The 25,575-nt window shown below is 42.6% G+C and carries 24 protein-coding genes and 2 tRNA genes; 17 read left to right on the plus strand and 9 right to left on the minus strand.

The window, feature by feature from the left end:
* Window positions 1-63 precede the first annotated feature (63 nt).
* From JMX89_RS00815 to purC, 4 genes are all read left to right on the plus strand, one after another.
* Window positions 64-1,521, plus strand: a complete 1,458-nt coding sequence (locus JMX89_RS00815) for a Do family serine endopeptidase (protein ID WP_133103914.1) — start codon at window positions 64-66, stop codon at window positions 1,519-1,521.
* A 536-nt stretch (window positions 1,522-2,057) separates the two neighbouring features.
* Window positions 2,058-2,963 (plus strand): 4-hydroxy-tetrahydrodipicolinate synthase, encoded by a 906-nt coding sequence (gene dapA / locus JMX89_RS00820; protein ID WP_133103913.1) that lies wholly within the window; start codon window positions 2,058-2,060, stop codon window positions 2,961-2,963.
* Between the two features lie 14 nt (window positions 2,964-2,977).
* Window positions 2,978-3,313, plus strand: a complete 336-nt coding sequence (locus JMX89_RS00825; protein WP_133103912.1) for a hypothetical protein — start codon at window positions 2,978-2,980, stop codon at window positions 3,311-3,313.
* Between the two features lie 129 nt (window positions 3,314-3,442).
* Window positions 3,443-4,156: a phosphoribosylaminoimidazolesuccinocarboxamide synthase gene (gene purC, locus JMX89_RS00830; protein ID WP_011512534.1), complete on the plus strand. Its 714-nt coding sequence runs from the start codon at window positions 3,443-3,445 to the stop codon at window positions 4,154-4,156.
* Window positions 4,157-4,228: 72 nt separating this feature from the next.
* Here the strand turns inward: purC and JMX89_RS00835 are convergent, their stop codons facing one another.
* A complete protein-coding gene (locus JMX89_RS00835) occupies window positions 4,229-4,651 on the minus strand; it encodes a hypothetical protein (RefSeq protein ID WP_201550483.1) in 423 nt (140 codons plus the stop codon).
* Between the two features lie 209 nt (window positions 4,652-4,860).
* On the opposite strand from JMX89_RS00835, the gene JMX89_RS00840 reads away from it, so the two are divergent.
* The gene (locus JMX89_RS00840; RefSeq protein ID WP_133103909.1) at window positions 4,861-5,499 is read left to right on the plus strand and encodes a DNA-3-methyladenine glycosylase; all 639 of its coding nucleotides are present in this window, start codon (window positions 4,861-4,863) and stop codon (window positions 5,497-5,499) included.
* A gap of 85 nt (window positions 5,500-5,584) precedes the next feature.
* Entirely contained in the window at window positions 5,585-5,896 is a 312-nt protein-coding gene (locus JMX89_RS00845; protein ID WP_133103908.1) for an NGG1p interacting factor NIF3, read from the plus strand.
* 32 nt (window positions 5,897-5,928) lie between these two features.
* Here the strand turns inward: JMX89_RS00845 and JMX89_RS00850 are convergent, their stop codons facing one another.
* The 3 genes from JMX89_RS00850 to JMX89_RS00860 all read right to left on the minus strand — a co-directional run bounded on the left by JMX89_RS00850 (window position 5,929) and on the right by JMX89_RS00860 (window position 8,262).
* Window positions 5,929-6,300 carry a hypothetical protein gene (locus JMX89_RS00850; RefSeq protein ID WP_133103907.1) on the minus strand — a complete coding sequence of 124 codons (372 nt, stop codon included), beginning with the start codon at window positions 6,298-6,300 and terminating at the stop codon, window positions 5,929-5,931.
* Window positions 6,301-6,503: 203 nt separating this feature from the next.
* Complete coding sequence (locus JMX89_RS00855; protein WP_201550486.1) at window positions 6,504-7,127, minus strand: hypothetical protein; 624 nt, start codon at window positions 7,125-7,127, stop codon at window positions 6,504-6,506.
* Between the two features lie 931 nt (window positions 7,128-8,058).
* On the minus strand, window positions 8,059-8,262 hold the full coding sequence (locus tag JMX89_RS00860) for a CsbD family protein (protein WP_011512540.1): 204 nt from the start codon (window positions 8,260-8,262) through the stop codon (window positions 8,059-8,061).
* Between the two features lie 493 nt (window positions 8,263-8,755).
* Between JMX89_RS00860 and JMX89_RS00865 the strand changes: the two genes are divergently transcribed.
* Window positions 8,756-10,966, plus strand: coding sequence for a molybdopterin oxidoreductase family protein (locus JMX89_RS00865; protein WP_201530530.1), 2,211 nt, complete (start codon window positions 8,756-8,758; stop codon window positions 10,964-10,966).
* Window positions 10,967-11,062: 96 nt separating this feature from the next.
* Here the strand turns inward: JMX89_RS00865 and JMX89_RS00870 are convergent, their stop codons facing one another.
* Together JMX89_RS00870 and JMX89_RS00875 are read right to left on the minus strand one after the other, a co-directional pair.
* On the minus strand, window positions 11,063-12,382 hold the full coding sequence (locus JMX89_RS00870; RefSeq protein WP_201530529.1) for a D-amino acid dehydrogenase: 1,320 nt from the start codon (window positions 12,380-12,382) through the stop codon (window positions 11,063-11,065).
* 52 nt (window positions 12,383-12,434) lie between these two features.
* On the minus strand, window positions 12,435-13,202 hold the full coding sequence (locus tag JMX89_RS00875) for a YgfZ/GcvT domain-containing protein (RefSeq protein ID WP_201530528.1): 768 nt from the start codon (window positions 13,200-13,202) through the stop codon (window positions 12,435-12,437).
* A 295-nt stretch (window positions 13,203-13,497) separates the two neighbouring features.
* On the opposite strand from JMX89_RS00875, the gene JMX89_RS00880 reads away from it, so the two are divergent.
* Complete coding sequence (locus JMX89_RS00880) at window positions 13,498-13,851, plus strand: zinc ribbon domain-containing protein YjdM (protein WP_011512544.1); 354 nt, start codon at window positions 13,498-13,500, stop codon at window positions 13,849-13,851.
* A 98-nt stretch (window positions 13,852-13,949) separates the two neighbouring features.
* Window positions 13,950-15,251, plus strand: coding sequence for a glutamate-1-semialdehyde 2,1-aminomutase (gene hemL / locus JMX89_RS00885; protein WP_201530527.1), 1,302 nt, complete (start codon window positions 13,950-13,952; stop codon window positions 15,249-15,251).
* An 85-nt stretch (window positions 15,252-15,336) separates the two neighbouring features.
* On the opposite strand, the gene JMX89_RS00890 is transcribed toward hemL, so the two are convergent.
* Complete coding sequence (locus JMX89_RS00890; protein ID WP_201530526.1) at window positions 15,337-15,741, minus strand: DUF962 domain-containing protein; 405 nt, start codon at window positions 15,739-15,741, stop codon at window positions 15,337-15,339.
* A 405-nt stretch (window positions 15,742-16,146) separates the two neighbouring features.
* Between JMX89_RS00890 and ppx the strand changes: the two genes are divergently transcribed.
* The 5 genes from ppx (at window position 16,147) to JMX89_RS00915 (ending at window position 22,148) form a co-directional block, all read left to right on the plus strand.
* A complete protein-coding gene (gene ppx, locus JMX89_RS00895; RefSeq protein WP_201550488.1) occupies window positions 16,147-17,673 on the plus strand; it encodes an exopolyphosphatase in 1,527 nt (508 codons plus the stop codon).
* 227 nt (window positions 17,674-17,900) lie between these two features.
* Window positions 17,901-18,704 (plus strand): acetyl-CoA carboxylase carboxyltransferase subunit alpha, encoded by an 804-nt coding sequence (locus JMX89_RS00900; protein WP_011512548.1) that lies wholly within the window; start codon window positions 17,901-17,903, stop codon window positions 18,702-18,704.
* A 141-nt stretch (window positions 18,705-18,845) separates the two neighbouring features.
* Window positions 18,846-20,447 (plus strand): tRNA lysidine(34) synthetase TilS, encoded by a 1,602-nt coding sequence (gene tilS, locus JMX89_RS00905; RefSeq protein ID WP_201530525.1) that lies wholly within the window; start codon window positions 18,846-18,848, stop codon window positions 20,445-20,447.
* A 176-nt stretch (window positions 20,448-20,623) separates the two neighbouring features.
* Entirely contained in the window at window positions 20,624-21,457 is an 834-nt protein-coding gene (gene proC / locus JMX89_RS00910) for a pyrroline-5-carboxylate reductase (RefSeq protein WP_201530524.1), read from the plus strand.
* A gap of 121 nt (window positions 21,458-21,578) precedes the next feature.
* Window positions 21,579-22,148, plus strand: a complete 570-nt coding sequence (locus JMX89_RS00915) for a YggT family protein (protein WP_011512552.1) — start codon at window positions 21,579-21,581, stop codon at window positions 22,146-22,148.
* Between the two features lie 123 nt (window positions 22,149-22,271).
* Here the strand turns inward: JMX89_RS00915 and JMX89_RS00920 are convergent, their stop codons facing one another.
* Entirely contained in the window at window positions 22,272-23,066 is a 795-nt protein-coding gene (locus JMX89_RS00920) for a hydroxymethylpyrimidine/phosphomethylpyrimidine kinase (RefSeq protein ID WP_201530523.1), read from the minus strand.
* A gap of 247 nt (window positions 23,067-23,313) precedes the next feature.
* On the opposite strand from JMX89_RS00920, the gene JMX89_RS00925 reads away from it, so the two are divergent.
* From JMX89_RS00925 to JMX89_RS00935, 3 genes are all read left to right on the plus strand, one after another.
* Window positions 23,314-23,403, plus strand: a tRNA-Ser gene (locus JMX89_RS00925).
* Between the two features lie 183 nt (window positions 23,404-23,586).
* Window positions 23,587-23,663 (plus strand) — tRNA-Arg (locus tag JMX89_RS00930).
* 174 nt (window positions 23,664-23,837) lie between these two features.
* Window positions 23,838-24,491, plus strand: coding sequence for an RDD family protein (locus JMX89_RS00935; RefSeq protein ID WP_201530522.1), 654 nt, complete (start codon window positions 23,838-23,840; stop codon window positions 24,489-24,491).
* 42 nt (window positions 24,492-24,533) lie between these two features.
* Here the strand turns inward: JMX89_RS00935 and JMX89_RS00940 are convergent, their stop codons facing one another.
* Window positions 24,534-25,514, minus strand: a complete 981-nt coding sequence (locus tag JMX89_RS00940) for a calcium/sodium antiporter (RefSeq protein ID WP_201530521.1) — start codon at window positions 25,512-25,514, stop codon at window positions 24,534-24,536.
* Between the last annotated feature and the right edge of the window lie 61 nt (window positions 25,515-25,575).

The following is a 25,575-nucleotide window of genomic DNA, read 5'->3' on the forward strand; positions in this document are numbered from 1 at the left end:
TGCTATAAGTTAATAGCATAGCCACTCACAAAAATTATAAAAATCACTTGGATGAGGGATAAGATGCCAATCGACATATCTAAATCGAAAATCACCATAGCTACCATGCAGCGCTTGCTTCAACGCAGCACCTTGGCAATCGCTGTCGCTACTACCATGGTTGTTGGTATTAATCTCAACACTATGCCAAGTGCGCAAGCTGCTGTCACCACAGCGGATTTTTCAGGATTGGTACAGCAAGTCACGCCAGCGGTGGCACGCGTCAATGTGACCAAAACTGTGAGTGAGGCTGAGCTTGCAAAAGCCCAAACGGCTGAGTTGTTACGGAAATTCTTTGGTGATCGCCTACGTATCCCTGATCAAGCCGCGACGCCAGCGATTGAGCATGCATATGGCACGGGTTTTTTTGTGACCGATGATGGTTATATGCTGACCAATCACCATGTAGTGGCGGGCGCAGACAAAATTACAGTGACTCTCAATGACAGAACTGAGCTGGATGCGACCTTAGTTGGCAGCGATGAGCGCTCGGATGTGGCAGTATTAAAGGTCACAGGCAAAAAATTCCCAGCGCTACCGATTGGTGATTCTAGTAGCCTAAAAGTCGGTGAACCAGTACTGGCCATTGGCTCGCCATTTGGTTTCGATTATTCAGCATCAGCAGGTATTGTCAGTGCCAAATCACGTAACTTTTCGCGTGAAACCAGTGTGCCATTTATTCAAACCGATGTGGCATTGAATCCTGGTAACTCAGGCGGACCTTTATTTAACCAGCGCGGTGAAGTGATTGGCATTAACTCACGTATTTTTAGTGGCACCGGTGGTTATATGGGATTGTCGTTCTCCATCCCGATTGATGCGGCAATGGATGTTTATGAGCAGCTCAAAACCAATGGGAAGGTTGAGCGTGCTTATTTAGGTATTTATCCGCAAGATATCGATCGCAATCTCGCCGAAGCCTATAACCTAGCGCGTCCGCAAGGGGCGTTACTGACACGCGTGTCGCCTGATTCACCTGCCCAAAAAGCAGGATTAAAATCAGGGGATATTATTTTACGCTACAATGATGTCCAAATTATGGAAGCCTCTGATTTATTGAACCTGATTAATCGCGCGCGTCCCAATGATGGCTTTCGCATGCAAATCCAGCGTAATGGTAAGCAATCGCTTGTCACTGGCAAGCTGAGTGATGCCTCAAATGACATGCAATCACAAAGCCGTGGTCAGCAAAATAACGAGATAAGTCTGGGCTTAGCCTTACGTAATTTGACCCCAGAGGAACAAGCAGAGCTGGCGTCTGATAATAAAACTGGTGTCTTGGTTACAGCGATTGAACCAACTGGATTGGCAGCACGCTCAGGTATATTAGCAGGCGATATCATTACCAACCTGCATCAAAAACCGATTAAAACCGTTAATGATGTTTCGAGTGCGGTGTCGGTATTGCCTAAAAAGGGAGTGGTGACGATCGAAGTTATGCGTCAAGGTATCCCCGGTATTATTGGATTACGGATAGAGTAGTTAAAGATATTGCTATTACTTGTGGCACAAAAGGACATAAGCGTTTTTTTGCTTGTATCGGCTAGCCAACGATGTGTTGACGATTGGTTAAAAGGCTTAAAAAGGTTTTATCGACCCTTGGCAATTACGCTAAACTGACGGTTTGGTTTAAAACTAAACGTCCTCAATCTCACTGTCTATTAATGGCGCAATGAGATTGAAGCAGCTGGGCAATTATTTTCAGAATGGCTTGATTTGGCATTAATTGATTGATAGCGGTCAATCCAAAATATGCTACACTAGCAGGCGTTTTTATAGCGAGATAATCATCCTATTAATGTCAGATAAAATGGCGTCAAGGACGGTATAAGACATACGAACATTCAGTATTAACCTCGAGCAAGATCTTACCAATGATGTTTATGAGCATGCATATTATTTATAGTATCCATGCAGCTATTTGACAATGAATACTTCAAAATATGCATTGGTACTTGCAAACGACCTATCATGTGATAGCTTTAATCAAAGCTAGGATACGAGAGTAAGGCACAGTTATGAGCACAGCATACGACGATATTAAAACCCGACTACAAGGCTCAATGGTAGCTTTGATAACGCCCATGCTTCGTGACGGCACGGTCGATTATAAACGTCTGGCAGACCTCATAGATTGGCAGATTGAACAAGGCACACATTGCCTTGTCGCTGTTGGTACCACTGGCGAATCTGCAACCTTGTCAATGCAAGAGCACAGTGATGTCATTCGCTATTTTGTACAGCATGTTAAAGGTCGTGTGCCGGTGATTGCAGGTACTGGTGCGAACAATACGGTGGAAGCTATTAAGCTGACCCAAGATGCCGCAGATGCCGGTGCAGATTGTGCATTATTGGTCGCCCCTTATTATAACAAGCCGCCACAAGAAGGCTTATATCAACATTACAAAGCCATTGCTGAAGCTGTTAATATCCCGCAAATGCTGTATAACGTCCCTGGACGCACCGTCGTTGATATCGCGCAAGAAACAGTCGAGCGTTTAGCGGATATCGATAATATCGTTTCTATCAAAGACGCGACAGGTTCTGTTGCTCGCGGTGAACAATTAATAAAAGCAGTTGGCGATCGTCTTGTTGTCTTGTCTGGTGATGATGGTAGCGCCCTTGAGCTAATGAAATTTGGTGGTAAAGGGAATATCTCTGTGACTGCCAACGTCGCACCAAAAGCGATGAGTGAAACCTTTACAGCAGCCTTGCGCGGTGATTTCGATACCGCCAATCAAGTACATGATATCGTTAAACATTTACATCGTGACTTGTTTATCGAATCAAGCCCTATTCCAGCCAAGTACGCTTTGCACAAAATGGGTATGATAGATCAAGGCATTCGCCTGCCGCTGGTATGGCTAGCCGAGCAACATCACGCGACGATTGATAGTGCTTTGGTTCGTGCAAACTTATTATAAAATGATGCGTGTAAATGCTAACTCAGAGAGATAATATGATGAAAGTATCATCAATGACTGCAAAAGTATTCCCTGCTGTAATGACGGTCGTGTTGGGTAGTACGTTAGTATTAAGCGGCTGCCAAGCGACAAAAGAATTTATTGGTAAGCGTGACAATGGTAGCCTAGAGTATCAGCAAAGTAAAAAGTTGGCGCCGCTACAGCTGCCAGCTGCTCAAGAGACTGCACCCTTTGTACCGCTTTACCCAACCCCTAATGCAGGCGCCAATACGCTCACATTACAGAACGAGTCTGGTAAACAGTACCAGCTACCAAAACCGCAACGCGCTGTTGCGAGTCGTACTGAATAAAGTCTTTTTTAACCTTATCTATGCCGCTGATGCTTTTATCAATACCAATGTATCTCATTGGTTTTATAAGTTATCAGCGGTCGCTGCGCGTTTTTACCACATAAGCTTGAACGAACAGGAAACCTCCTAATGCAAAAGCAAGAACTGCTCTATAAAGGCAAAGCCAAATCTGTTTATGAAACAGAAGACAACGACCTGCTGATTTTACATTTCCGTGATGACACCTCAGCGCTTGATGGTAAGCGTATCGAACAGCTTGCACGCAAAGGCGTGGTTAATAATCGCTTTAACGCGTTTATTATGCAAAAGCTTGCTGACGCTGGTATCGAGACGCATTTTGAAAAGCAATTGTCTGACGATGAAGTGTTGGTCAAGCGTTTGGATATGATTCCGGTTGAATGCGTTGTGCGTAACTTTGCTGCGGGCAGTTTGGTACGTCGTTTAGGGTTGGAAGAAGGTCAGGCTTTGACGCCACCGACTTACGAGCTATTCTATAAAGATGATGCGCTTGGCGATCCGATGGTTAATGAGTCAATCTCAATTTCTCTTGGCTGGGCAAATGACGCACAGCTTGTTAAAATGAAAGAGCTGAGTCATCAAGTAAATGAAGTTTTGACAGCGCTGTTTGATGCTGGTGATTTGATACTAGTAGATTTCAAACTAGAGTTTGGTGTATTTCATGACCGTATCGTCTTAGGTGATGAGTTCTCACCAGATGGTTGCCGCATTTGGGATAAAGCCACCAAGAAGAAGCTCGACAAAGACCGCTTCCGTCAGTCATTAGGTGATGTCATCGAAGCTTATGAAGAAGTGGCAAGCCGTATCGGTGTACCACTGAGCTAAATGTAGAAAAATTAAAACCGTTAAGACATAAAAAAACTGAGCCATGGCTCAGTTTTTTTGCACTTAAATTTATTAGCTGTCTTTGCGAGCGTCTTTGATTTTCTTAGCAGCAAACTCCATGGCATCTGCCGCTTTATCTGCTAATGTACCGACCACTTCTTTTGCCTTTGTAGTAGCAGTATCAGCTAAAGAAGAGTCTTTATCGCCCTTACTTTTAGCATTTTTATCTGAAGACTTACTATCTTTACTATCGTCTTTATCTGATGCTTTGTTGTCTTTGTTGTCTTTGTTGTCTTTGTTGTCTTTGTTGTCTTTGTTGTCTTTGTTGTCTTTGTTGTCTGAGCTATTACTTGAATTCTTACTGTCAGAACCTTTATCAGTATTCTGATCTTTAGTGTCACTGGCAGTGTTGTTGTCTTTTACATCATTTTTTTTGTCTTCTGCTTTATCACTACCATTTTGCTGCTTATTGCCTTGGCTATTAGAGTTACTCATTGTTATATCCTTTTAATTTAATTATGTTTTTTAGTGTGGTCTATCTGGGATCAAGATTACTATTATATTGAGTTAACTGTCTGTATAACATCAGTTGCAATAAGTAATGGTGGTCGCTATCAGACAGCCTTTGATGGCTTTTTATGTTAAATTTATGCTGCTGTGATAATAGAGTGTAAATACAAACCCTTATAAAAAGGTTATGACTGATGTTAGCGTCTCAAGTTGTATCGAGTGTTTTGGAGCCATCTTGGTTCGCCCGTCCCACTTGCGTGGTAGCTGCCGACTTAATTGGCAAGGTGTTGTGTCGAGAGCTGACAGACAGCGATGGTCAACAAAAAATCTTGCGTATGCGTATCTCAGAGACAGAAGCTTATATTGGCGAAGGGGATGCTGCGTGTCATGCGCATGCAGGCACACGTACGCCGCGTACAGAGATTATGTACCATATAGGCGGTGTTTTTTATGTATACCTGACTTATGGTATTCATCATATGCTCAATTTGGTCAGTGGACCAACAGAGTCGCCAGAAGCTGTTTTAATACGTGCTGGATTTTTAATAGAGGGTAGCGCTCGCTTAATGAATGAGCAATTATTAGACGTTAATAAACAACTTAATCATATCAAACAGCTGGCAGGTCCTGGCAAGCTGACCAAGGGCTTACAGATAGATAGAACGTTATACGGTAAGCCAATCACGCCCGCTTCAAAAGTTTGGGTGGAGGATGATGGTTGTCAGCCACTAGTATCATTACGCCCCCGTATCGGCATTGATTATGCTGGCGACGCAAAAGAGTGGTTGCTGCGTTATATATGGACTGATCACCCTTCTTTGTCAAAAAAGTAGAAAATTTTTTATGGTTTTAACTTAATTTTCAAGTATTTGATGAGGCGATTAATTTAATAAGGTTGCTATTTAATGAGGCTAGGGCATGTATAAACTCACCGTTTTTGTACCAGACTCAGTATTAGAGCAGGTAAAGTCGGCGCTATTTGCAGCAGATGCTGGCAAAATTGGCGATTATGAGCAATGTTGTTGGCAAGTGCAGGGGATAGGGCAATTCATGCCACTCGTAGGTAGCACGCCACATATTGGTACACAGGACAGTTTAGAGAAAGTCGATGAATGGCGGGTAGAGATGGTGGTTGCGAAGGTTAATATTGGTGATGTCATTATCGCATTAAAGCAGGCGCATCCTTATGAAACACCTGCTTATGATGTGATTGAAGTTTTAGATTTTTGATCGCAGTTTTCAATGCTTCCTAAAACAGACTATTAGTCTTCTTTTATTTTTAAGACATTATAGCCGGGATAGCCAAGCTCGATTTTATAATCTTCACCACCGCGGTATGCTTTTACTTTTATTTTGTTGTCGCCTTTTTTGTATTTAACGTCTTCAACACGGTAACCCATGCTACGGACTTTATTTGCTGCTCTTTGCTCGATAGCAGGACGGTAAATATCTTTATCAACGTTATTGATAGTTTCCTGATGTTTCTTATAGACGCTACTGTCTTTATAAATATCTTCATAAAGGTCGCCATAAGGGTTATATCCAGGTGTCGTAACACAACCTGTGGTTATCGTTAATAGCACTGCTGCCATACTGCCCGCTGCTGTGGTTTTTAGTAAAGAATTAATGTTCATAAGATGATCTCAGTAATGATATGAAAATTGCGTATGAAACGACGATAAATAGATAGTATACGATAAACAAGAAAAAGCGATAAAAAATGGTCAAATAAACCAAGGGCTGGCTTATTTGACCACGGACATCAAATACTAAATGATGCCAAAATTTGATAAATAATAAAACGAATAAATGTTATTCGGATACTATGGCTTTAACATTAATCTTTTTTAATCTTGATTACATTCAAGTTTGGATAGCCAAGTGTAATCTCATACTCTTGTGAGCCACGTTTGGCTTCAATCTCAAACACGCCACGATTGTTCTTTTGTTCAAACTCGATATCTTTGACTCGATAACCCATACCCTCAACTTTATTGATAGCACGGCGTTTAATCGCTGGATAACGTGATTCGTTTTTGATGCTATCTTCATTTTTATAATGTTTATCTTTGTATTTGCCATTATCTTTATAGTCGTTTTTATCATCCCAGACATTAGACCAAGGTTTTTTGATCGAGCTGATCAGCCTGAGATCTGGTGAGCTATATTTTAGTTCATACGCTTGATTATTTTTCTTAGCAAGAACCGTCAGCACACGGTTACCGCGGTAGCTCTCTGTTCTGACGTCCATCACGTTATAACCTTTACGGCGTAAATCCTGACGCAGCTGCTGAATGGCACGGTTGTTTTCAGCGTGGTTATAACCGCTGTTGTCATTGTATATCGGATAATTGTCATAACCTGAACCGGCGACAGCGCAGCCAGCAGTAACGCCGACGAGTGAAAATGCAAGTGAGGCAGAAAGGACAGTTTTAAACGAGAAAGGTTTTAACGTTTTCATGATGGAATCTCCTAAGATATAAGTTGACTTAAAAAGTGCTTATATACAGTTGCAAAATTTTGTCAATATATAATGCAGAATAACGCTAACAATCATGAATAATACGCAAAATATGCTTATAAACTATGGATGTTTGTTCTTAATTATCGTTATTCTTGAAATATTTTCTTACATACACATAGTAAGACTTAAAGCTCATTAATACGTGTCGTTGGTGTTAAGAAGTTGTAAATTTTGCAAATAATTGCGTAAGCGTTCGATACTTTGAGTGACTAAGGTGTTGCTTAGAACAGCGAATATCGCTAACACTTAAGTGGTCTATATTAATTTTTTCTAGCTTAAAAATAGATATTTATATTAAAAGCTATTAATATCATATAGTTAATCCTATTAACTTTCTGAATTTAAACTGACGTAAGCATATGCTTACACGCAATGACGTTTACGCGACTTAACAGTAGCTCAATAATTTGACACTATACACACACGGCATAAGGGAATGTGACTCAAGGATTGAGTTGACCGTATTAAGGATAATATTTCAACGGCTAGCATCAGGATGATAATAGCAATTGGATTAAGGACACATAACCCGTGTTGCAGGCAGATAATGCCACTAGTAGTAAAAAGGGCAGGATGCCCAACTGTCACAATATGCTCAATATCTTGCAAGGATGCAGCGATTAGAGCCGTGGTGGGTAACAAGGATAGTTAACAATAAAACCGCATAACAATTAATTGCTATGCGGTTTTATCGTGTCTGAGGTCTGAGGTTTGAGGTTTGAGGTTTGAGGTTTGAGGTTTGTTCCTGATAAGTATCTGCTGATACACTGAGCATAAAAAAACCGCATTAGTTTCTAATGCGGTTTTCGTTTAAATAATCTGCCTACAAAAATTTTATCTTAATCCTTCTTACAAGCATCACTATTTACTAGTATTTATTTTCAGTACGCCATGCATCTACTTCACGCTCAGCATCATCTTTACTATGACCATAACGCTCTTGTACTTTACCAACGAGCTTATCACGGCTACCTTCAACATGTAATAAATCGTCATCAGTAAGGTCAGCCCATTTCTGCTTTGCTGAGCCTTTTACTTGGTTCCACTCACCTTTTAGAGTATGTTCATTCATTGCTATTTTCCTTGTTTTAGTTATTGCGTCTTTTACAGTAGCTGTTATTTAAAAGTTAAATCAACAGGTTGCATCACGCTTTAGTATCCGACTTATTATTTATGATTCTTATTGCTAGTACATGGCTGTTAAATAGCTTATTTCTTATATAGCGCATTTTAAATCATTTAACTACGTTACAAATAGCCAATGGCTAACTTGTGCTACTAATATATGAATTTCAAAATGCTTTGTCTGTATGGACAATGTTGATACTGTTGCTCAATTATAAAAAAAATCATGACTATGTTATGAGCAGTCTAGTTATGTAATCATTAGGATGTTTTGTCAGTGAGGTACGTAACTAAGGTGCATAACTACAGTGCACACATTTGACTATGAGTTACAGCATTAGCGAGATATAGTAGAGAATAGACTGTCAGTAATCACAGTCTTAAAAAGGAATTCAGTATCGATTTATTGAGAATGATAATATAAAACAGGGAGCGCGACCGTGGCGACTGAACAAACCAAATCCAAAGAGCAGACGCATTTTAGAACCTGTACTCTGTGTGAGGCAATGTGTGGTATCGAGATAAAGCACGATGGAAAAAAGGTTTTATCGATTAAAGGGGATAAGAGCGATCCATTTTCTAAAGGGTATATTTGCCCAAAAGCGACTGCCTTGCAAGATTTGCATGAGGATCCTGACCGCCTGCGTCATCCTGTTGAAAGAACGGCTAAAGGCTGGAAAGAAATTAGCTGGACTGAAGCGTTAGATAAAGTCGCAGCTGGTATTGGTGCAGTGCAAAAACAACATGGCAAAAATGCTTTTGGTGTTTATTTGGGCAATCCCAACGTACACAATCTGGGTGGCATGCTAACGATTAAGTATCTGCTAAACAGCCTCAAAACGCGCAGTCGCTTCTCTGCCACTTCAGTCGACCAATTACCGCACCATATCGTTAGCATGCATTTATTCGGGCATATGCTGCGTATTCCTGTGCCTGATGTCAACCGTACTAATTATATGCTCATCATCGGTGGCAATCCGCTAGCGTCTAACGGTAGTATCATGACGGCACCAAATATGCGTCAAAAATTAAAAGACGTTAAAGCACGTGGTGGCAAAGTCGTCGTCATCGATCCAAGACGTACTGAAACCGCTGATATCGCAAGCGAGCATCACTTTATTCGTCCAGCGACTGACGTGTTGCTATTATTAGCGATGCTCAATGAGATTTATTTGCAAGGCTATGCTGATAAAGCTAGCACCAATAATAGAGCGGCAGCACTCGCGCCAGAAATCGGGCAACTGGCAGATTTTGCCAAAGACTATAGTGCAGAGTCAGTTGCCGCTATTACGGGCATAGCTGCGGTTGACATCAAGCGACTGGTCACAGAATTTTGTGAAGCAAAAAGCTCGGTTTGCTATGGTCGGATGGGTATATCAGTGCAGGAATTCGGTTTATTAAGCCAGTATTTGTCTATGGTTATTAATATCGTGACGGGGCGCTTGGACGAAGTGGGTGGTTTGATGTTCCCGAATGCTGCAGTCGATGTGGTGAATAATTCTGGTCCGGGGTATTTGGGTAAGCGTCATAGTCGCGTCAGCAAGCTACCTGACTTTAATGGCGAATATCCGGTGGTTGCCATGAGTGATGAGATGTTGGTTACAGGTAAAGGTCAATTAAAAGGCTTTATGACGGTAGCAGGTAATCCTGTCTTGAGTACACCCAATGGCGAAAAATTAGATCAAGCCTTTGAACAGTTAGATTTTATGGTCGCCATTGATTATTTTGTTAATGAAACCAGTCGCCATGCTAATATTATTTTGCCACCAGTCTCACCTTTAGAGCGCGACCATTACGATGTTACCTTTAATAATTTTGCCGTACATAACGTCGCTAAATATTCAAAAGCGTTGTTTCGTAAAAATAAGCACGCCAAGCATGATTGGCAAATCTATCTAGAGCTGGCAAAGCGCTTGGATAAAAAAGCGTCTTTAGTAACCAAAGCCGAACGGTTGTTAATAGAGAGATTAGGACCAAAATTCATACTCGATCAAGGATTGCGGCGTGGACCTTATGCTGGCATGACACTGAACAAGCTCAAGAAAAATGCTCATGGTCTTGATTTAGGACCGCTTAAAACCATGCTGCCGCAAGCGTTAAAGCATAAAGATAAGCAGATTCATCTGAATGTCGATTTTTATCAAGCAGATCTTGCCCGCGTGCAAGCAATGATGCAAAATTATGATGACAGCGAGATCTTATTGATAGGTCGTCGCCATGTCCGCAGTAATAATTCGTGGCTGCATAACAGCTATCGCTTGGTAAAAGGTAAGCCGCGCTGTACGCTCATGCTGCATCCAGATACTGCTGCGCAATATGGTATTGAGGATGGTCAAGACGTGAAAGTCACCTCGCGCGTCGGTAGCGTGATTGTTGCAGCAGAAGTTACTGATGAGTTGATGCCAAATGTAGTGAGTATTCCGCATGGTTTTGGACATGGTCGCAAAGGCGTTAAGCAAAAAATCGCTCAAGCGCATGCAGGCGTCAGTGTGAATGATCTGACAGATGATACGTTGATTGATGAGTTAAGCGGTAATGCGGCTGTAAATGGCGTCCCTGTGCAATTGCAAGCTATACATGCAGAAGCTGCTGAGTCAGACAGTTCGAACTCTTCGTCACATTCAAAAGCTGAGTCGGGTAGCGCTGCATAAATGCAATCAGTAGTATAGTTAAAGTTGGACTCGAAAGCGCTTATTTATAATGATAAGCGCTTTTTATTTACCTTATTAATTTGTCTTAGACTAAATCTAGATACCGATAAAATCAAAATCAACCTCAGGTATCTCACCCTGTATCAATAAGCTAATTGCTTTAGCCGAACCACATGCATGCGTCCAGCCAAGCGTGCCATGACCAGTATTGAGCCATAAATTATCAAAAGTGGCGTCAATATTTCGACTACCATGTCGGACTTTACCCATATGCGCGCGCCCTATTAATGGGACATTTGAGGGCGTCATTGGTCGTAACCCTGTCCAATATTGTACAGAGTTGGCAATGATGCCTTTAGGAAATAACTGCTGCACGCGGCGAGTAATGGCTTCACAGCGTACGGTATTCAAATCTAAGTTGTAGCCATTAAATTCTGCTGTCCCTGCCACTCGCAATTTATCACCAAGACGTGAAGTGACCAGCTTAAACTCATCATCAATGAGACTGACAAAGGGTGCTAGATGTGGGGCGCGGGGGTTGATTTGATAAGTGGCCGAGTAGCCTTTGGCAGGGAAAATAGGCAGATGCATACTAAGAGGTTTCATCAAAGTGACGCTATGGCTACCAAGCGCCAGTACATGGCTATCTGCACTAAAGGTTTGTGCATTTTCGCCATTAGGTCGAATGGTAATGCTATGTACGTGCGGACGCGCAGAGTCAGCATCCATATTAATCGCCAAGATCTCAGTATCGTATAAAAACTTAACGCCAGCCTTTATACAGTGCTTAGCTAAACGCTGAGTAAATAGATGGGCATTGCCTGATTCGTCACGGCTAGTATATGTCGCGCCTTTGAGCTTATGCGCAATGGGGTAGAGTGCTGGCTCGAGACTAACGGCATTATTGATGTCAATCACATAACGCTCGCAGCCGAGCGCCTGCATACGCTCTGTAGGCGCTATTGCAGCATCAAACTCCGCTTGATTGGTATAAAAATGCATAATACCGCGCGTTTGCTGCTCGTAATTAATCCCAATATCCGTGCGTAATTGTTGTAAAGCATCGCGTGAGTACAATCCCAAACGTACCATTTGTACTAAATTTGCATCAGTACGATCTGCGCGGCACTCTTGCAAAAACTGCATCGCCCATTTAATTTGCGTCTTATCCGCACGCAATCGATAAAGCAACGGTGCATCCTCGCGAAACAACCATTTGAATGCTTTTATCGGTGCAGTAGGATTTGCCCAAGGGGTCGCATGCGAGACTGATATCTGTCCGCCATTGGCAAATGAGGTTTGCATACCTGCCGCTGACTCACGCTCAATCACGGTCACATCATAGCCTGCTTGGCGGAGATACCATGCGGTGGTCACGCCCACCACGCCTGCTCCGAGTACCGCAATATGGGTCATAGATTACTCTGCTGCGATTGATGAAATTAAATGAGAGCGTTGTTATCTGGTATTACTTAGGGCGAGCAACATCCGCTTGTAGCGCCAATGGTAAGTCCAATATGGTCAGACTACTTTCAGCCAACTGTTCTGGACGAGCCACGACCAATGCCTCAAAGCCTTCACTAGTAGTAATCGCATTGACGACTTGTACTTTATCCAGTTTTTCACCAGCGGCAGGAGTTGTACCTGAGCCTTTTAAATTTGTTCCTTTTACATAGTGCAAAAACGCTTTCGGCGCTGATTTAAAGTAAATACGGGCGATGACTTCTTGACCCAAATAACAGCCTTTATCGTAATCCATGCCGCCGCGCTGATGCAGACGCAACTCTTGTGGTTGGAATTCGCCTTGCGTTGCCGCTACTATCCAATAGTTACCAGTTGCGATACTAGACTGCATCCAAGCTTGAATATTCTTAGATGTATTGTGGTCGTCCTGATGGCTAAAAGTCGGCACTTCATCAATAACACAAGGATAAATAGGTGTCGGGGCACTAGTATCAAACTTTGAAAAGGCACCGAATTTTTTTAAATGTCCTTGGAAAGCCTCAGCGCAATCTGCACTGATGACCATGTCAAAATGCTTTTCCGCTTGTTTTTTAATCCAAATACCGAATTCTATGCGACCTTTTAAATTCCCAATGGCTGCGGCTTGATAGCTAAGTCCAAGCTTAGTGACATCACAAGTTAATTGTCCTTGCAAAAATTTTTCGGCATCCTCACCTTGGATAGATAATTGGGAAAACTGTGGTAACGTCGCCGCATTGATAGATTGAGTCATTGTTATTATCCTTCTAAAAAGAGGTTTTTTATAAAGCACTAAATGTTAAGAATAAGTATCAAAAAATGATAGCTCAGATTTTTATGCCAAGATAAATAATTATAAAATCAGATGAGGCTAAGAAGAGTACCACAAAAAACACCCTCATAAAAAACGTCATCGTTAAGATAGCTATCAAGCGTTAGATTGGGCACAGCCAGCGGTTTTCAAGCGTACAAATTGGTTAAAGAGCGCGAGTTACGGTACAATGTGAGCTCTGGAATAAACCTAATATATGATGGCTGCCGAGGGAATTATGAGCTTACCAAATTGTCCGAAATGTGATGCTGAATATACGTATGAAGATGGCGCGCTGCTGGTATGCCCGATGTGCGCTCATGAATGGACAGTGGCAGAAACCGATGTAGCACAATCTGAAGATCAAGACGCGGTCATTCGCGATGCCGTTGGTAATGAGCTGCAAGACGGCGATGCCGTGACCGTGATTAAAGATTTGAAAGTCAAAGGCTCTTCAACCGTCATCAAAGTAGGAACAAAAGCAAAAAGTATTCGTCTATTGCCAGATGCGACCGATGGTCATGATATTGATTGTAAGCTTGATGGATATGGTCCGATGAAACTTAAATCATCGGTAGTTAAAAAAGCTTAAGCAACACGTTTATTGTGAAAAAAATAATACAAATTACTGAATAGATAATCCCTAAGTATAAAATCACTAAATAAAAAACGATTAAGTAGAGAATAACTATGAGCACTAAAAACGAACAACTATTCGCGCAAGCACGTAAGCATATCCCTGGCGGTGTAAATTCACCTGTCCGAGCTTTTGCTGGTGTCGGTGGCACACCAATATTTATGCACCGTGCCAATGGTAGCAAAATCTACGATACCGAAGACAATGCTTATATTGATTATGTCGGCTCTTGGGGTCCGATGATTTTGGGTCATGCCCATCCAAAAGTTATTGATGCGGTCAAAAAAGCGGCTGATGATGGTTTGAGCTTTGGTACGCCAACGCCATTTGAGACCACCGTTGCCGATAAAATTTGCGAAATCGTCCCGAGTGTTGAGATGATTCGTATGACCAGCTCAGGCACGGAAGCGACGATGAGTGCGATTCGTTTGGCACGTGGTTATACTCAGCGTGACAAAATCGTCAAATTTGAAGGCTGCTACCATGGTCATTCAGACAGCCTACTAGTAAAAGCAGGCTCAGGCATGCTTGATATTGGTGAGCCAACCTCAAAAGGTGTACCAGCAGATTTTGCCAAGCATACTATTACGATTCCATATAACAATCCGCAAGCGATTAAAGACTGTTTTGAGAAATGGAGTGAGGAAATTGCCTGCGTTATCTTAGAGCCTATCGCTGGTAACATGAATATGGTCATTCCAAGCCAAGAATTCCATGATACCTTGCGTGCAGAATGTACTGCCAATGGCGCAGTATTGATTTTTGATGAAGTCATGACGGGCTTTCGTGTTGGACTTGGCGGTGCGCAAGCGCACTTCGGTATCGACCCTGATTTAACCTGCTTTGGTAAAATCATCGGTGCCGGATTGCCAGTTGGTGCTTTTGGTGGCAAAAAAGAAGTCATGTCTTGCATCGCGCCACTTGGCGGTGTCTATCAAGCGGGTACGTTATCCGGTAATCCGCTGGCGATGCGCGCCGGTATCGCCATGTTTGAGGATTTAACTGCTGACGGCTTCTATGATGAGCTATCAGCGAAAGTAGATCATTTGGTTGATGGCTTCCAAGCGGCTGCTGACAAGCATGGCATCAATATGCGCACCAATAAATTGGGCGGTATGTTTGGTATGTTCTTTGTCAAAGACAGTGCGACGACTGTACCTCAAAACTTTGATGAAGTGACTGAGTGTGATATGGAGTTATTTAATACCTTCTTCCACGGTATGCTTGATCGTGGTATTTATCTGGCACCGTCTGCTTATGAAGCAGGCTTTATGTCTATCAAGCATAGTAACGAAGATATTGAGGCGACTATTAAAGCCGCTGATGAAATATTTGCAGAAATGGCAAAAGCGTAACACAGCAGTTTTAGGCGTTTAAAAAAACCAGCATAGTGACAAGATTACTGTGCTGGTTTTTTATAAATAATAAAGGCAGTTGTATTTACCGCACTTTATCAAACTTACGGTCTCTCAGACTCAAATTACCGCGCAGCACATCCGCATACATACGAAAATCACTAGCAAAGCTTTTCAAAGGAAATTTAAAAGAGGCGGGTTTATTCTTTTCAAAGAAAAAATGTCCGACCCAAGCGCAAGCGTATCCTGCGGCAATACCTTTAATTAAGGGTTTTGCTGAGCGATTCTTAACAGATTTTGCCAGTCCAATTAATCCAAAGCTACTGCCTGCAAAATGCAATCTACGGCAAGCCATATTTTGATGCTCATCAAGATAAAAGTTATAAAATGACGGTTTGTCTGAGCTATCCATTTTTATCAGATTGTTATGGCTGTCTTTTTCAGCAGTAATTTCTTTAGTTTGTGACGTTTGCGTAGGGGTGTTATTCATTGATTTGGCTTCCTTATAGGTTATGTCTCATCTATCCGTAATGAGGCTTTTCAGTAGAATGAAATAGCTTGATACCATAAAGCTCATAGGTAAGTACTTGTTCTCTATTATAATATAGACAATAGTGGTGGTAGCAAGCCAATATTGAACAAATAATGGCTAAGGGTAGAAGATGTTTTTTGCTTCACAAAGTATCTATCTTATTTTTAGCCGCTGTTTAGCGGTTGTCTTCGCTTACTTGCCAGCGTTTGGCATAAATGTTTTAATGGCAAAACTTGCCATCATTTATGTGATTATTATCTTTTTTATATATGGTAGTCCTTACTTTAATCCAACTTACTTTCTATTTTAAAAGCCTAAACCCTTTTAATTATCTTTTGATCTGACACGGTAACGACCTTACTTATGCCCAAAAACAACCTAAAAAATTCACCACTTGCTGAAGATGAATTGATGGCAGCCATTGATATTGGTTCTAACAGTTTTCATTTAGCCATTGCTCGCCTTGATCATGGTGAGGTGCGAAAAGTGGTGTCTATGTCTGAAAAGGTTCAGTTAGCAGCAGGACTCGATGAGCATAATATTTTGGGCGAAGCAGCGGAGCAGCGTGGTCTAGATTGTCTTAGCCGCTTTGTGGCACGTCTAGATTCGGTGCCTCCTGAGCGCATTCGTATTGTTGCGACCAACGCCTTACGCCAAGCCAAGAACGCCAATGATTTTATCAGCCGTGCCAATAAAATCTTACCTAAGCCCATCGAGATTATTGCAGGACGAGAAGAAGCGCGTTTGATTTATCTAGGTGTCTCGCATACCAATGCCAGTAGTGACAAGCGTCTGGTTGTTGATATTGGTGGCGGCTCAACAGAGTTTATTATTGGTCAAGAGTTTGATCCATTATTGACCGAGAGCTTGCAGATGGGCTGTGTTGCCTTTACGCAAAAATATTTTGCTGATGGACAAATTACCAGGGAAGCCTTTAATAAGGCCATGTCGGCTGCGCGCAAAGAAGTACTGGCGATTAATGGGCGCTACCAAAAAATGGGCTGGAGCAGCGCCATTGGATCGAGTGGTACGATTAAAGCGGTGCGTAATGTTTTGGTTTCAAAAGGCTGGGCAGATGAACAAGAACGTATCACTTATAATGGGGTCAAAAAGTTAGAGAAATTACTGCTTAAAATTGGCAACATCGATGACATTGATTTAGAAGGCGTCAAAGAGCACCGTAAAGCGGTATTCCCAGCAGGCGTTGCGGTATTACGGGCAGTCATGCAGGTGCTGGGTGTTGACACCATTACTTATTCGGATGGCGCGCTACGCGAAGGCGTCATGTATGACATGCTCGGACGCTTTGCTAGTGAAGACGTACGTGACCGCAGTGTATTGGCACTGATTAAGCGCTATTCAGGCGATAAAAAACAGGCTGAGCAAGTGGTCAAAACCAGTCGTCACCTTTTTGAGCAAGTACAAGAAAAACTTGGCCTCAGTACGGAAGATGGCGATTTACTCAGGCGAGCGGCATTCTTACATGAGATAGGGTTGGCGATTGCCCATAGTAGCTATCATAAACACAGTGCGTATTTGATGGAGTATTCTGATATTCCAGGATTTTCACAAGTAGACCAAAAGCGTATGGCACAGCTGATGCTGAATCATCGACGTAAACTCAAAGCAGATATGTTAGAGCAGACGTGTACTATCGGCGGTGATCAGCTCGTTTATCTGTGCTTGCTGCTACGTTTGGCAGTACTGGCACATCACAGTCGCAGTGATTATGAATTACCAACATTAGAATTAAAAGTAGATGATGACAATCATTGGCAAATCATGGTTGGTGATAGTAGCGAACACTATGCTTTCTTATTGTCTGATTTGCAGACTGAAATAGAACAATTTGCCAAATGGGGCGTCAAACTAAGCGTCATTGAGGTTTAATTTTTTATCAGCTGAAACTGTTAATAGATTACTTGATTAATGCGGTTAGAAATAACATAACAAAAGCGGTGTTGTCGGTAATGTTATGGCATATAAGATGTGCTATTATAGTTTTTATTGAGTTTACAACTGTACTTTCATTATCCTAAAACCGATAACGATGCCAGTATTAATCTAACCATATTGAACATAGCTCTATTGAGTATAACTAAGAAAGGGAAGCGTCTATGAGTACCGTCTGGGATAGCGTTCAGCTTGCACGGCATGCCAAACGTCCATTGTTTATGGACTATGTAAATCAGCTGTTTACCGAATTTGATGAGTTGCACGGCGACCGCGCTTTTGCTGATGACAAGGCAATCCTTGGTGGACTTGCACGCCTAAACGGTATGCCGGTGATGGTTGTTGGTCAACATCGTGGTCGCAGCACACGTGAGCGTATTGAGCATAACTTTGGTATGGCAAACCCTGAGGGCTATCGAAAAATCATTCGTTTGGTCAAAATGGCTGAGCGCTTTAATATTCCGGTTATGACCTTTGTCGATACCCAAGGAGCTTATCCGGGTATTGGTGCGGAAGAGCGGGGACAAGCACAAGCCATTGCTGAAAGCATTGCTGTGTTTTCTAGTTTAAAAGTGCCTATCATCGTCACCATTATTGGTGAAGGCGGCTCAGGTGGCGCATTGGCGATTGGCGTTGGTGATAAAGTGAATATGCTACAAAATAGTATTTATTCAGTCATCTCTCCTGAAGGCTGCGCTTCTATTCTATGGAAAACTGCCGAAAAAGCGCAAGATGCCAGTGAAGCCTTAAAGTTAAATGCTATCAATCTGTATCAAATGGGCTTGATTGATGCGGTCATCGACGAAGGTGAAGGTGCTCATATTCAGCCACAGCCAGTAATGACGGCATTAAAAGCTCTATTGGTTGAGCAATTGGATGAGCTGAAAGATTTAGATACCCATACGCGTTGTGAACTACGTTATGAGAAATTCAAATCGTTTAACTCAGAAGTCATGTTGCCTTGCTAGTATGTCCTGTGTCTAAATAGTTGACAATCAGCTTTTAGCACTAGAGGCTTACGCTTAATGTTAAAATAAAAACGTGTCATGTTATGGCGCGTTTTTTTGTGTCAATTAATTCATATACTAACTAATGAGATAAGGTCAATGATGAGCAGCAGTGCAATCCTACCACATCCTATTGAGCCAATAGCTGAACTGCCGATTAACGATAATTTGGCAAAGGCATTATTGACCAGTATGGCTGAGTATGGCGAGCAGCTACAGGGTCGGCGAATTTGGCTGGCCTGTAGTGGTGGGCGTGATTCATTGGCACTGGCAGCACTATGTGTGCAACTCTATCAGCAAGGTCGACTGCCATTTTTACCGCAACTATTGCATGTCAGCCATGGCTTGCAAGCGGATAGCGCTATTTGGGCTGCGCATGTTGCTAACTGGGCAAAGGCTCAAAAGATACCATACACTATTTTGCAGGCACACGTAAATGGACATGATGAGCAAGCCGCACGCCAAGCACGTTATGATGTGATGCGTGCGCAACTCAATCAAGATGATGTATTACTATTAGCCCATCATGCTGATGACCAAGCTGAAACTGTGTTGATGCGATTGATTCAGGGCGCAGGAGTAAATGGTCTGTCGGGTATGCATCCGTGGCGTGTACAAACGCAGGACGCCCATCGCATCATATTATGGCGACCTTGGCTCACTATACAGCGCGCCAGTATTAGTGCCTATGCTCAGCGCCTAAAGCTGCCTTATATTGATGATCCCACCAATGATGGCGGTGATAACGTCCGTAGTGGACTGCGCCGTGACATCATGCCAGTATTGGCAAAATACAATCCTAACGTCATTGATAACATAGCGCGTAGCGCGCAGCTACTAAGCGATGCGCAATTAACGGTTAATGCACAAGCGGCAAAAGATTTACAGTGGACGGAGGTAGCATCATTACAGCTGCCACCTGCCCAGCGCGCGCTAAATATAGATAAATTGCAAAAACTACCACTTTATCGCCAACGACAACTATTGCATTATTGGCTTGGTCAAGATGAGCCATTACCGCCTGCTAAGCAGCTTGTCGATAACGTATTGAGCTTAAGCCAGCGTGATGATCATGATCATCAAACGGAATTGTTTTGGCAAGGACGCGAACAGTCATATACTATTCGCCGTTATCGTCAGCAGCTTTATCGTCTAAGTAGCGACTGGCTCAAATGGTTAGAGTTGCCGCTTGCCGAACAGACGCAGAGCTTGTTGACTCATACTGAGTCTAATCTTATCGGGGCAGATGTTCATACAACTGGAAGACAACCCGTTCCAATTAATCTACGCAATGATGATAAATTCACTTGGCAATTACAGATTCTGCCAAATGAAGTAATGCGACTATTAGAAAGCTATAAAGTAGAAAGCGATAAAGATAAGCTTAGGATTACCTTTGCGCCATTAGATCGTAATCAGCGTGTGCAAACCGCATTGGCGTCGCGTCCACAATCGGGCAAAAAGCTCTATCAAACCTTAGGTATTCCATCATGGATGCGTGAGAGTTTGGTAGTCGTTAGCGTGACTTTGATAAATAAAGAAAGTAGTGAAAACGAGCTTTTAGAGAACGATTGCCCGATAGAACAACCTATTTTATTATTATCACCTTTTCATAGCTGGGTGTTGGATGCTGAGCAGGCGAATATTAATGTAGATGTAAAACAGCTTGCCGCATTTATCGACAGTCATTTAATTGTGCATTAAACCTGTTAAATAATAAATATGCGACGTTCTATAGTGATGATTACTTAAACAGCAACTCCATTACTGAGCCTTTGAATTTCCCGAACAGCGCCAGTAGCAGTATGGTAAACTGACTGTCATTTTACCTATCATTATGTTAGTTTGAATACCTTTGGTTTTTTGAATAGGAGACATGTATGTCAGTATTAGATAATAAGAAAATCAGCTTTATCGGTGGCGGAAATATGGCGCAGGCTTTGATTAGCGGGCTTGTTAGCTGCGGTGTCAAACCGAGTCTGATTACCGTTGCTGATCCGAGTAGCGAGGCGCGCGAGCAATTGGCTGCTAAAGGATTGAATACGGTTGATCCAACTGCTGATGCAAAAGCTGCCGTTATCGATGCTGACATTGTGGTACTGGCGGTCAAACCGCAAGTGATGAAAGCGGTGGTCAGTAGCTTTTCGGATATCTTAGACAAACAGCTGGTGATTTCAGTGGCAGCAGGTTTGTCGACTGAGCTTTTATCTGACATGTTGGGTGGGTATGACAATATCGTCCGCGCGATGCCAAATACACCTGCGATGATTCAAATGGGCGCAACGGGTCTGTACGGTACTGATAATATTTCTGCTGAACAGAAGCAATTGGCAACGGCGGTCATGGAAGCATCAGGATTGGTCATGTGGGTCGATAATGAAGAACACATGCATGCGGTAACTGCTGTATCAGGGTCAGCGCCAGCGTATATGTTTTACTTCATTGAATCCATGATTGACGGTGCAGTGGCTTTAGGTTTGGATAAAGAGCAGGCTTCAGCGCTCGCTATGCAAACCATGTTGGGCGCGGCAAAAATGGCAATGGGTAGCGAAGATGCGCCAAGCGAGCTACGTCGTAAAGTGACCTCACCAAACGGCACAACCCAAGCCGCCATTGAATCAATGCAAGCCAATGACATTGGTCGTCAAATTGGTGAAGCCATGCAAGCGTGCTACGATCGCAGCCAAGCCTTGAGTGAAGAGATGAGCAAATAATCATCTTTATAATAGAGGTAGTATTTTATAAAATGCTGCCTCTGACTGGTTATAATAAATGCCTGATAATGACATTCGTCATCCTAAAACCTGTTAATAATGTCACATTGAGTAGCGCTTCATGAACAACATGTTATTGCAAATTTTTGATTTGGTCACCACCTTCGCCATGATGTTGGTGTTTATTCGTTTTATGCTGCAGTTTGCAGGGATGGATGCCAGCAATCCTATGATTGCGCCTGCCTATAAAGCGACCCATATCGTCGATGTCTTTGGACGTATTTTTCCAACCGTTGCACAAGGTCGTATTAGTATCGCTGCCATCGTCCTGATGTTTTTGATTCGTCTGATTGATATCGCAGGAAAAGCAGCATTAACACATAAGGGTATTGCGCCAGTCCCATTGTTTTTTACCGGTACTATCAGCTTGGTTTTAGACTTTTTACGCATGTGCCGCTACTTGGTGATAGGTTCTATCATCGTTAGCTGGATTGTGGTTTTTACACAGTCTCAGCATCCGCTTATCGGTATTATTGTAAATTTAGCAGAACCTATTTTGGCACCGTTTCGTCGTATTACGCCAAACTTAGGGATGATTGACCTATCACCGATGATTGCCTTTTTCGCCTTTTACCTACTCGAAATCTTTATCGGTGGTTTGGCATCAAGCTTTATGCCGATGTTAGGTTAAGCCAGTTAAGTTAAAAAGATTTTCGGGATAATAAAATTTCAAATAAAAAAGGCGCTCTATACAAGATAGAGCGCCTTTTTTATGTTCGTTATTTAGATAAAATTATACGATAAATACTAAGTGCTAAAAGCGCATAAAGCGGTTGGGTATCAATTGCGCTTTAGCATCCTCAGGGTGCGGTGCATCAGCGGCACGCAGCGTTTTGGTAATCCAGCTATCCGCCGTTTTTACCGCCTCGATAAGCGCATCACCCATCGCTAAGCGCCCAGCGATAAAGCTCGCTAGTGAACAGCCAGAGCCGTGAAATTCGCCTTTTAGGCGTGGTAAGAGACTTTTATGTACCATCTCGCCTTTTATGTATAAATACTGCTCAATATCACCGCTATCGAAGTCGTGTGAGGTTTTGACCAGTACTGCATGAGTGCCTTGTGCACATAGCTTCTGAGCACCTATATGTAAGTCTTGTTCAGCACTCAAGGCGCGCAGCTCATGAGTGTTAGGGGTAATCAAGGTGGCATAGGGTAGCAGCTGTCTAAAGGCGCTGACTAGCGTCTGCTCATCGCCTAAGCTACCACCACTGTTGGCAACCAATACTGGGTCCAATACAAAAGGAGTGCCCTTAACAATAATCTCGTCAGCAAATAACTGGGTGAGCATAGTGATATTATCAGTCGTACCAAGCATACCTGACTTAATGACACTGACAGACAAGTCATTAAGTACAGCGCTGGCTTGATCTTTAACTAAATTTGCCGCGCACGCATCAAAGCCAAATACCTGTTGCGAGTTTTGTATGGTAATAGCCGTACAAGCGATAGCAGCATGAGCGCCTGCTTGACCGATGGCTTCTATATCCGCTTGTAATCCAGCACCACCTGAGGGGTCTAAGCCTGAAAAGCACAATACGACTGGTCGCATAACACATCCTTTGATATCTTTTATAATAAGTGGTAAATACTATAGCCATCTACTGTCAAAAAAGCCATAAAGACCGATAAATCGATAATTATGCAAAAAGCATGATTAAAAGGACAGACAATGCTTGCAATTCGTTTTGGCTTTGCTATAATACTCGCCCACGGCATAAGACGTATTGTTAGCATCAATACTATGTTTAAAGAGGTGTTTTTATAAAAAATACTTTGATAAGTGTCTTAAATCGTTAGGTGAAGTGGGTGAGTGGCTGAAACCAGTTCCCTGCTAAGGAACCATACGTGTAAGCGTATCGAGGGTTCGAATCCCTCCTTCACCGCCATTTATTCGTTGTTATTAGAGTAATCACGCAAAAACAGCGTTAATTATCTTCTGTTTTGTTAAAACAAAAATTAATTTGATTTTAATAAAAAAAGATGTTGACACAAGCGAAATTATCTATATAATGACCAACCTAATTTGCTGTAATTGTTATTAACAAAGCAGTAAATGATGTGTAAAGTACGCGCTTGTAGCTCAGTTGGATAGAGCACTTGGCTACGAACTAAGGGGTCGGGAGTTCGAATCTCTCCAAGCGCACCATTTTACATCATCGCTTATTTACTAAATCAATCGCCTGTCTTATGACAATTTGGCGGTTTTTTTACGTCTGCGATTTCTTCATATCCAAGCGACTATCCTGAGTATAGTGTACGATAAGTGCCTGAATTACGGTACAATAGCGCTATTATTCATTGCTTGCTATGAGCTGGTACCATGTCAAAGAGTTTATCTAAACGCCCGTCTAAATCCGCTGCTAAAGCCAAAAAATCTGCACCTCATACCTCTGAGGTTGAAGAGCTAGCGATTGCTAAACCCAGCACCCGCATGGCAGCGATTCTTTATGATGGTATGCTGATTTTAGCATTATTATTTTTGGTAGGGACGGTCCTGACGGTGATTGGCACCTTGTTGACGATGGAGACGGGTAGCGAGTCGTCACAAGCTCAATCACTGCCAACATGGTATCAAAACGTTATTATGACACCCTCTTTTATCCTGACGTTGGTAGGGTTTTATGGGTTGTTCTGGCGTCGCGGTGGGCAGACATTAGGTATGCAGACTTGGCGGCTTAAAACCGTTAATAACAGCGGTCATCTGCTCACGTGGGGGCAATCCTTTAAGCGTGTTCTAGCAGCCAGTATCATGCCACTTATATTTGGCCTCATTGGTAGTGCCATCGGTGGCTCGCGTGCTATTTTATTGACCAGTGTCTTTCTGGGCTTTGTTTTCAATTATGCTTTTTGCCTATTCAACTCACGTGGTCTCGCAGTGCAAGATATGCTATCTAATACCATTACCTTAAAAATGCCAAAAACAGAGAATGAAGGACTATGGCGAGTGATTAGAAACCGCAAGCGAGGAAAATAAACCGCATTATCATTGCCATAGTCTGTCAACATATTTTAAACCTTACATGTTGGCTGTTTGCATCAACCATAAAGTATAGCCGACAAAGAATAAGACCAAAGTCGAGCCAGAAGCGCGACCGAATGGACGCTTACTCATAAAGGCAAAAACCGCCATAGCTACCAGTAAGAGCGTGACCAGACCCATCGCCAATATATCACGTGATAAGATAATTGGACTGACTGTGATTGGCGCTATAAGCGCTGCGAGACCAACAACGCCCAAGGTGTTAAATATATTAGAGCCAATAATATTACCCAGTGCCATGTCGTGCTCACCTTTACGCGCGGCTGATAAGCTTGCGACCAATTCAGGCAGCGAGGTTCCAATAGCAACAATAGTCAGACCGATAATCAGCTCGCTCAATCCCCAAAACGTTGCCAGCTCAACGGCGCCCCAGACGATGGCTTGCGAGCTTGCTACCAGCATTGATAAGCCAATGACTAAACTGCCTAAACCGCGCATCAAGTTAGGATGGTTGTCCTCTGTACCGCTCAAATTTTCTGTGGTAGCTTCTTCATCATTTGATTTGCTTTCACGTAAACTAAGAATGATCTGAATTCCCAACACAATAACCAATGATGCCAATAGAACCAGACCATCAGTTAGGCTTAATAGCCCGTCACGAAGCTGCCACGCTGCCAATGCAGTGATGACTACCAGTATTGGCAGATCGCGCTTGATGACACCTTTATGAATGATAATAGGGCTAATGAGTACCGTTGCACCCAAGACCAAAGCAATATTGATGATATTAGAGCCATACGCATTACCCAGTGCGAGTTCAGGGCTGCCTTCCAATGCTGCCAATGCAGACACGACCATCTCAGGGGCAGATGTGCCTACTCCTAATATGATAACGCCAATTAAGAAGCTGGGCGCATTAAACTTTTTTGCCAATGCTGTTGCAGCATCAATGAAGACATCGGCACTCCAAACAAGAATCGCAAGACCAATCAATATTGCAATAACTGCCAACCACATTTAGACAACTCCTTCGTTAGAGATAAAAAACAGATATTGGATTTTGAGCAAGCTTATGTCA

This window comes from Psychrobacter sp. DD43, assembly GCF_904846555.1.
GTDB lineage: Bacteria > Pseudomonadota > Gammaproteobacteria > Pseudomonadales > Moraxellaceae > Psychrobacter > Psychrobacter cryohalolentis.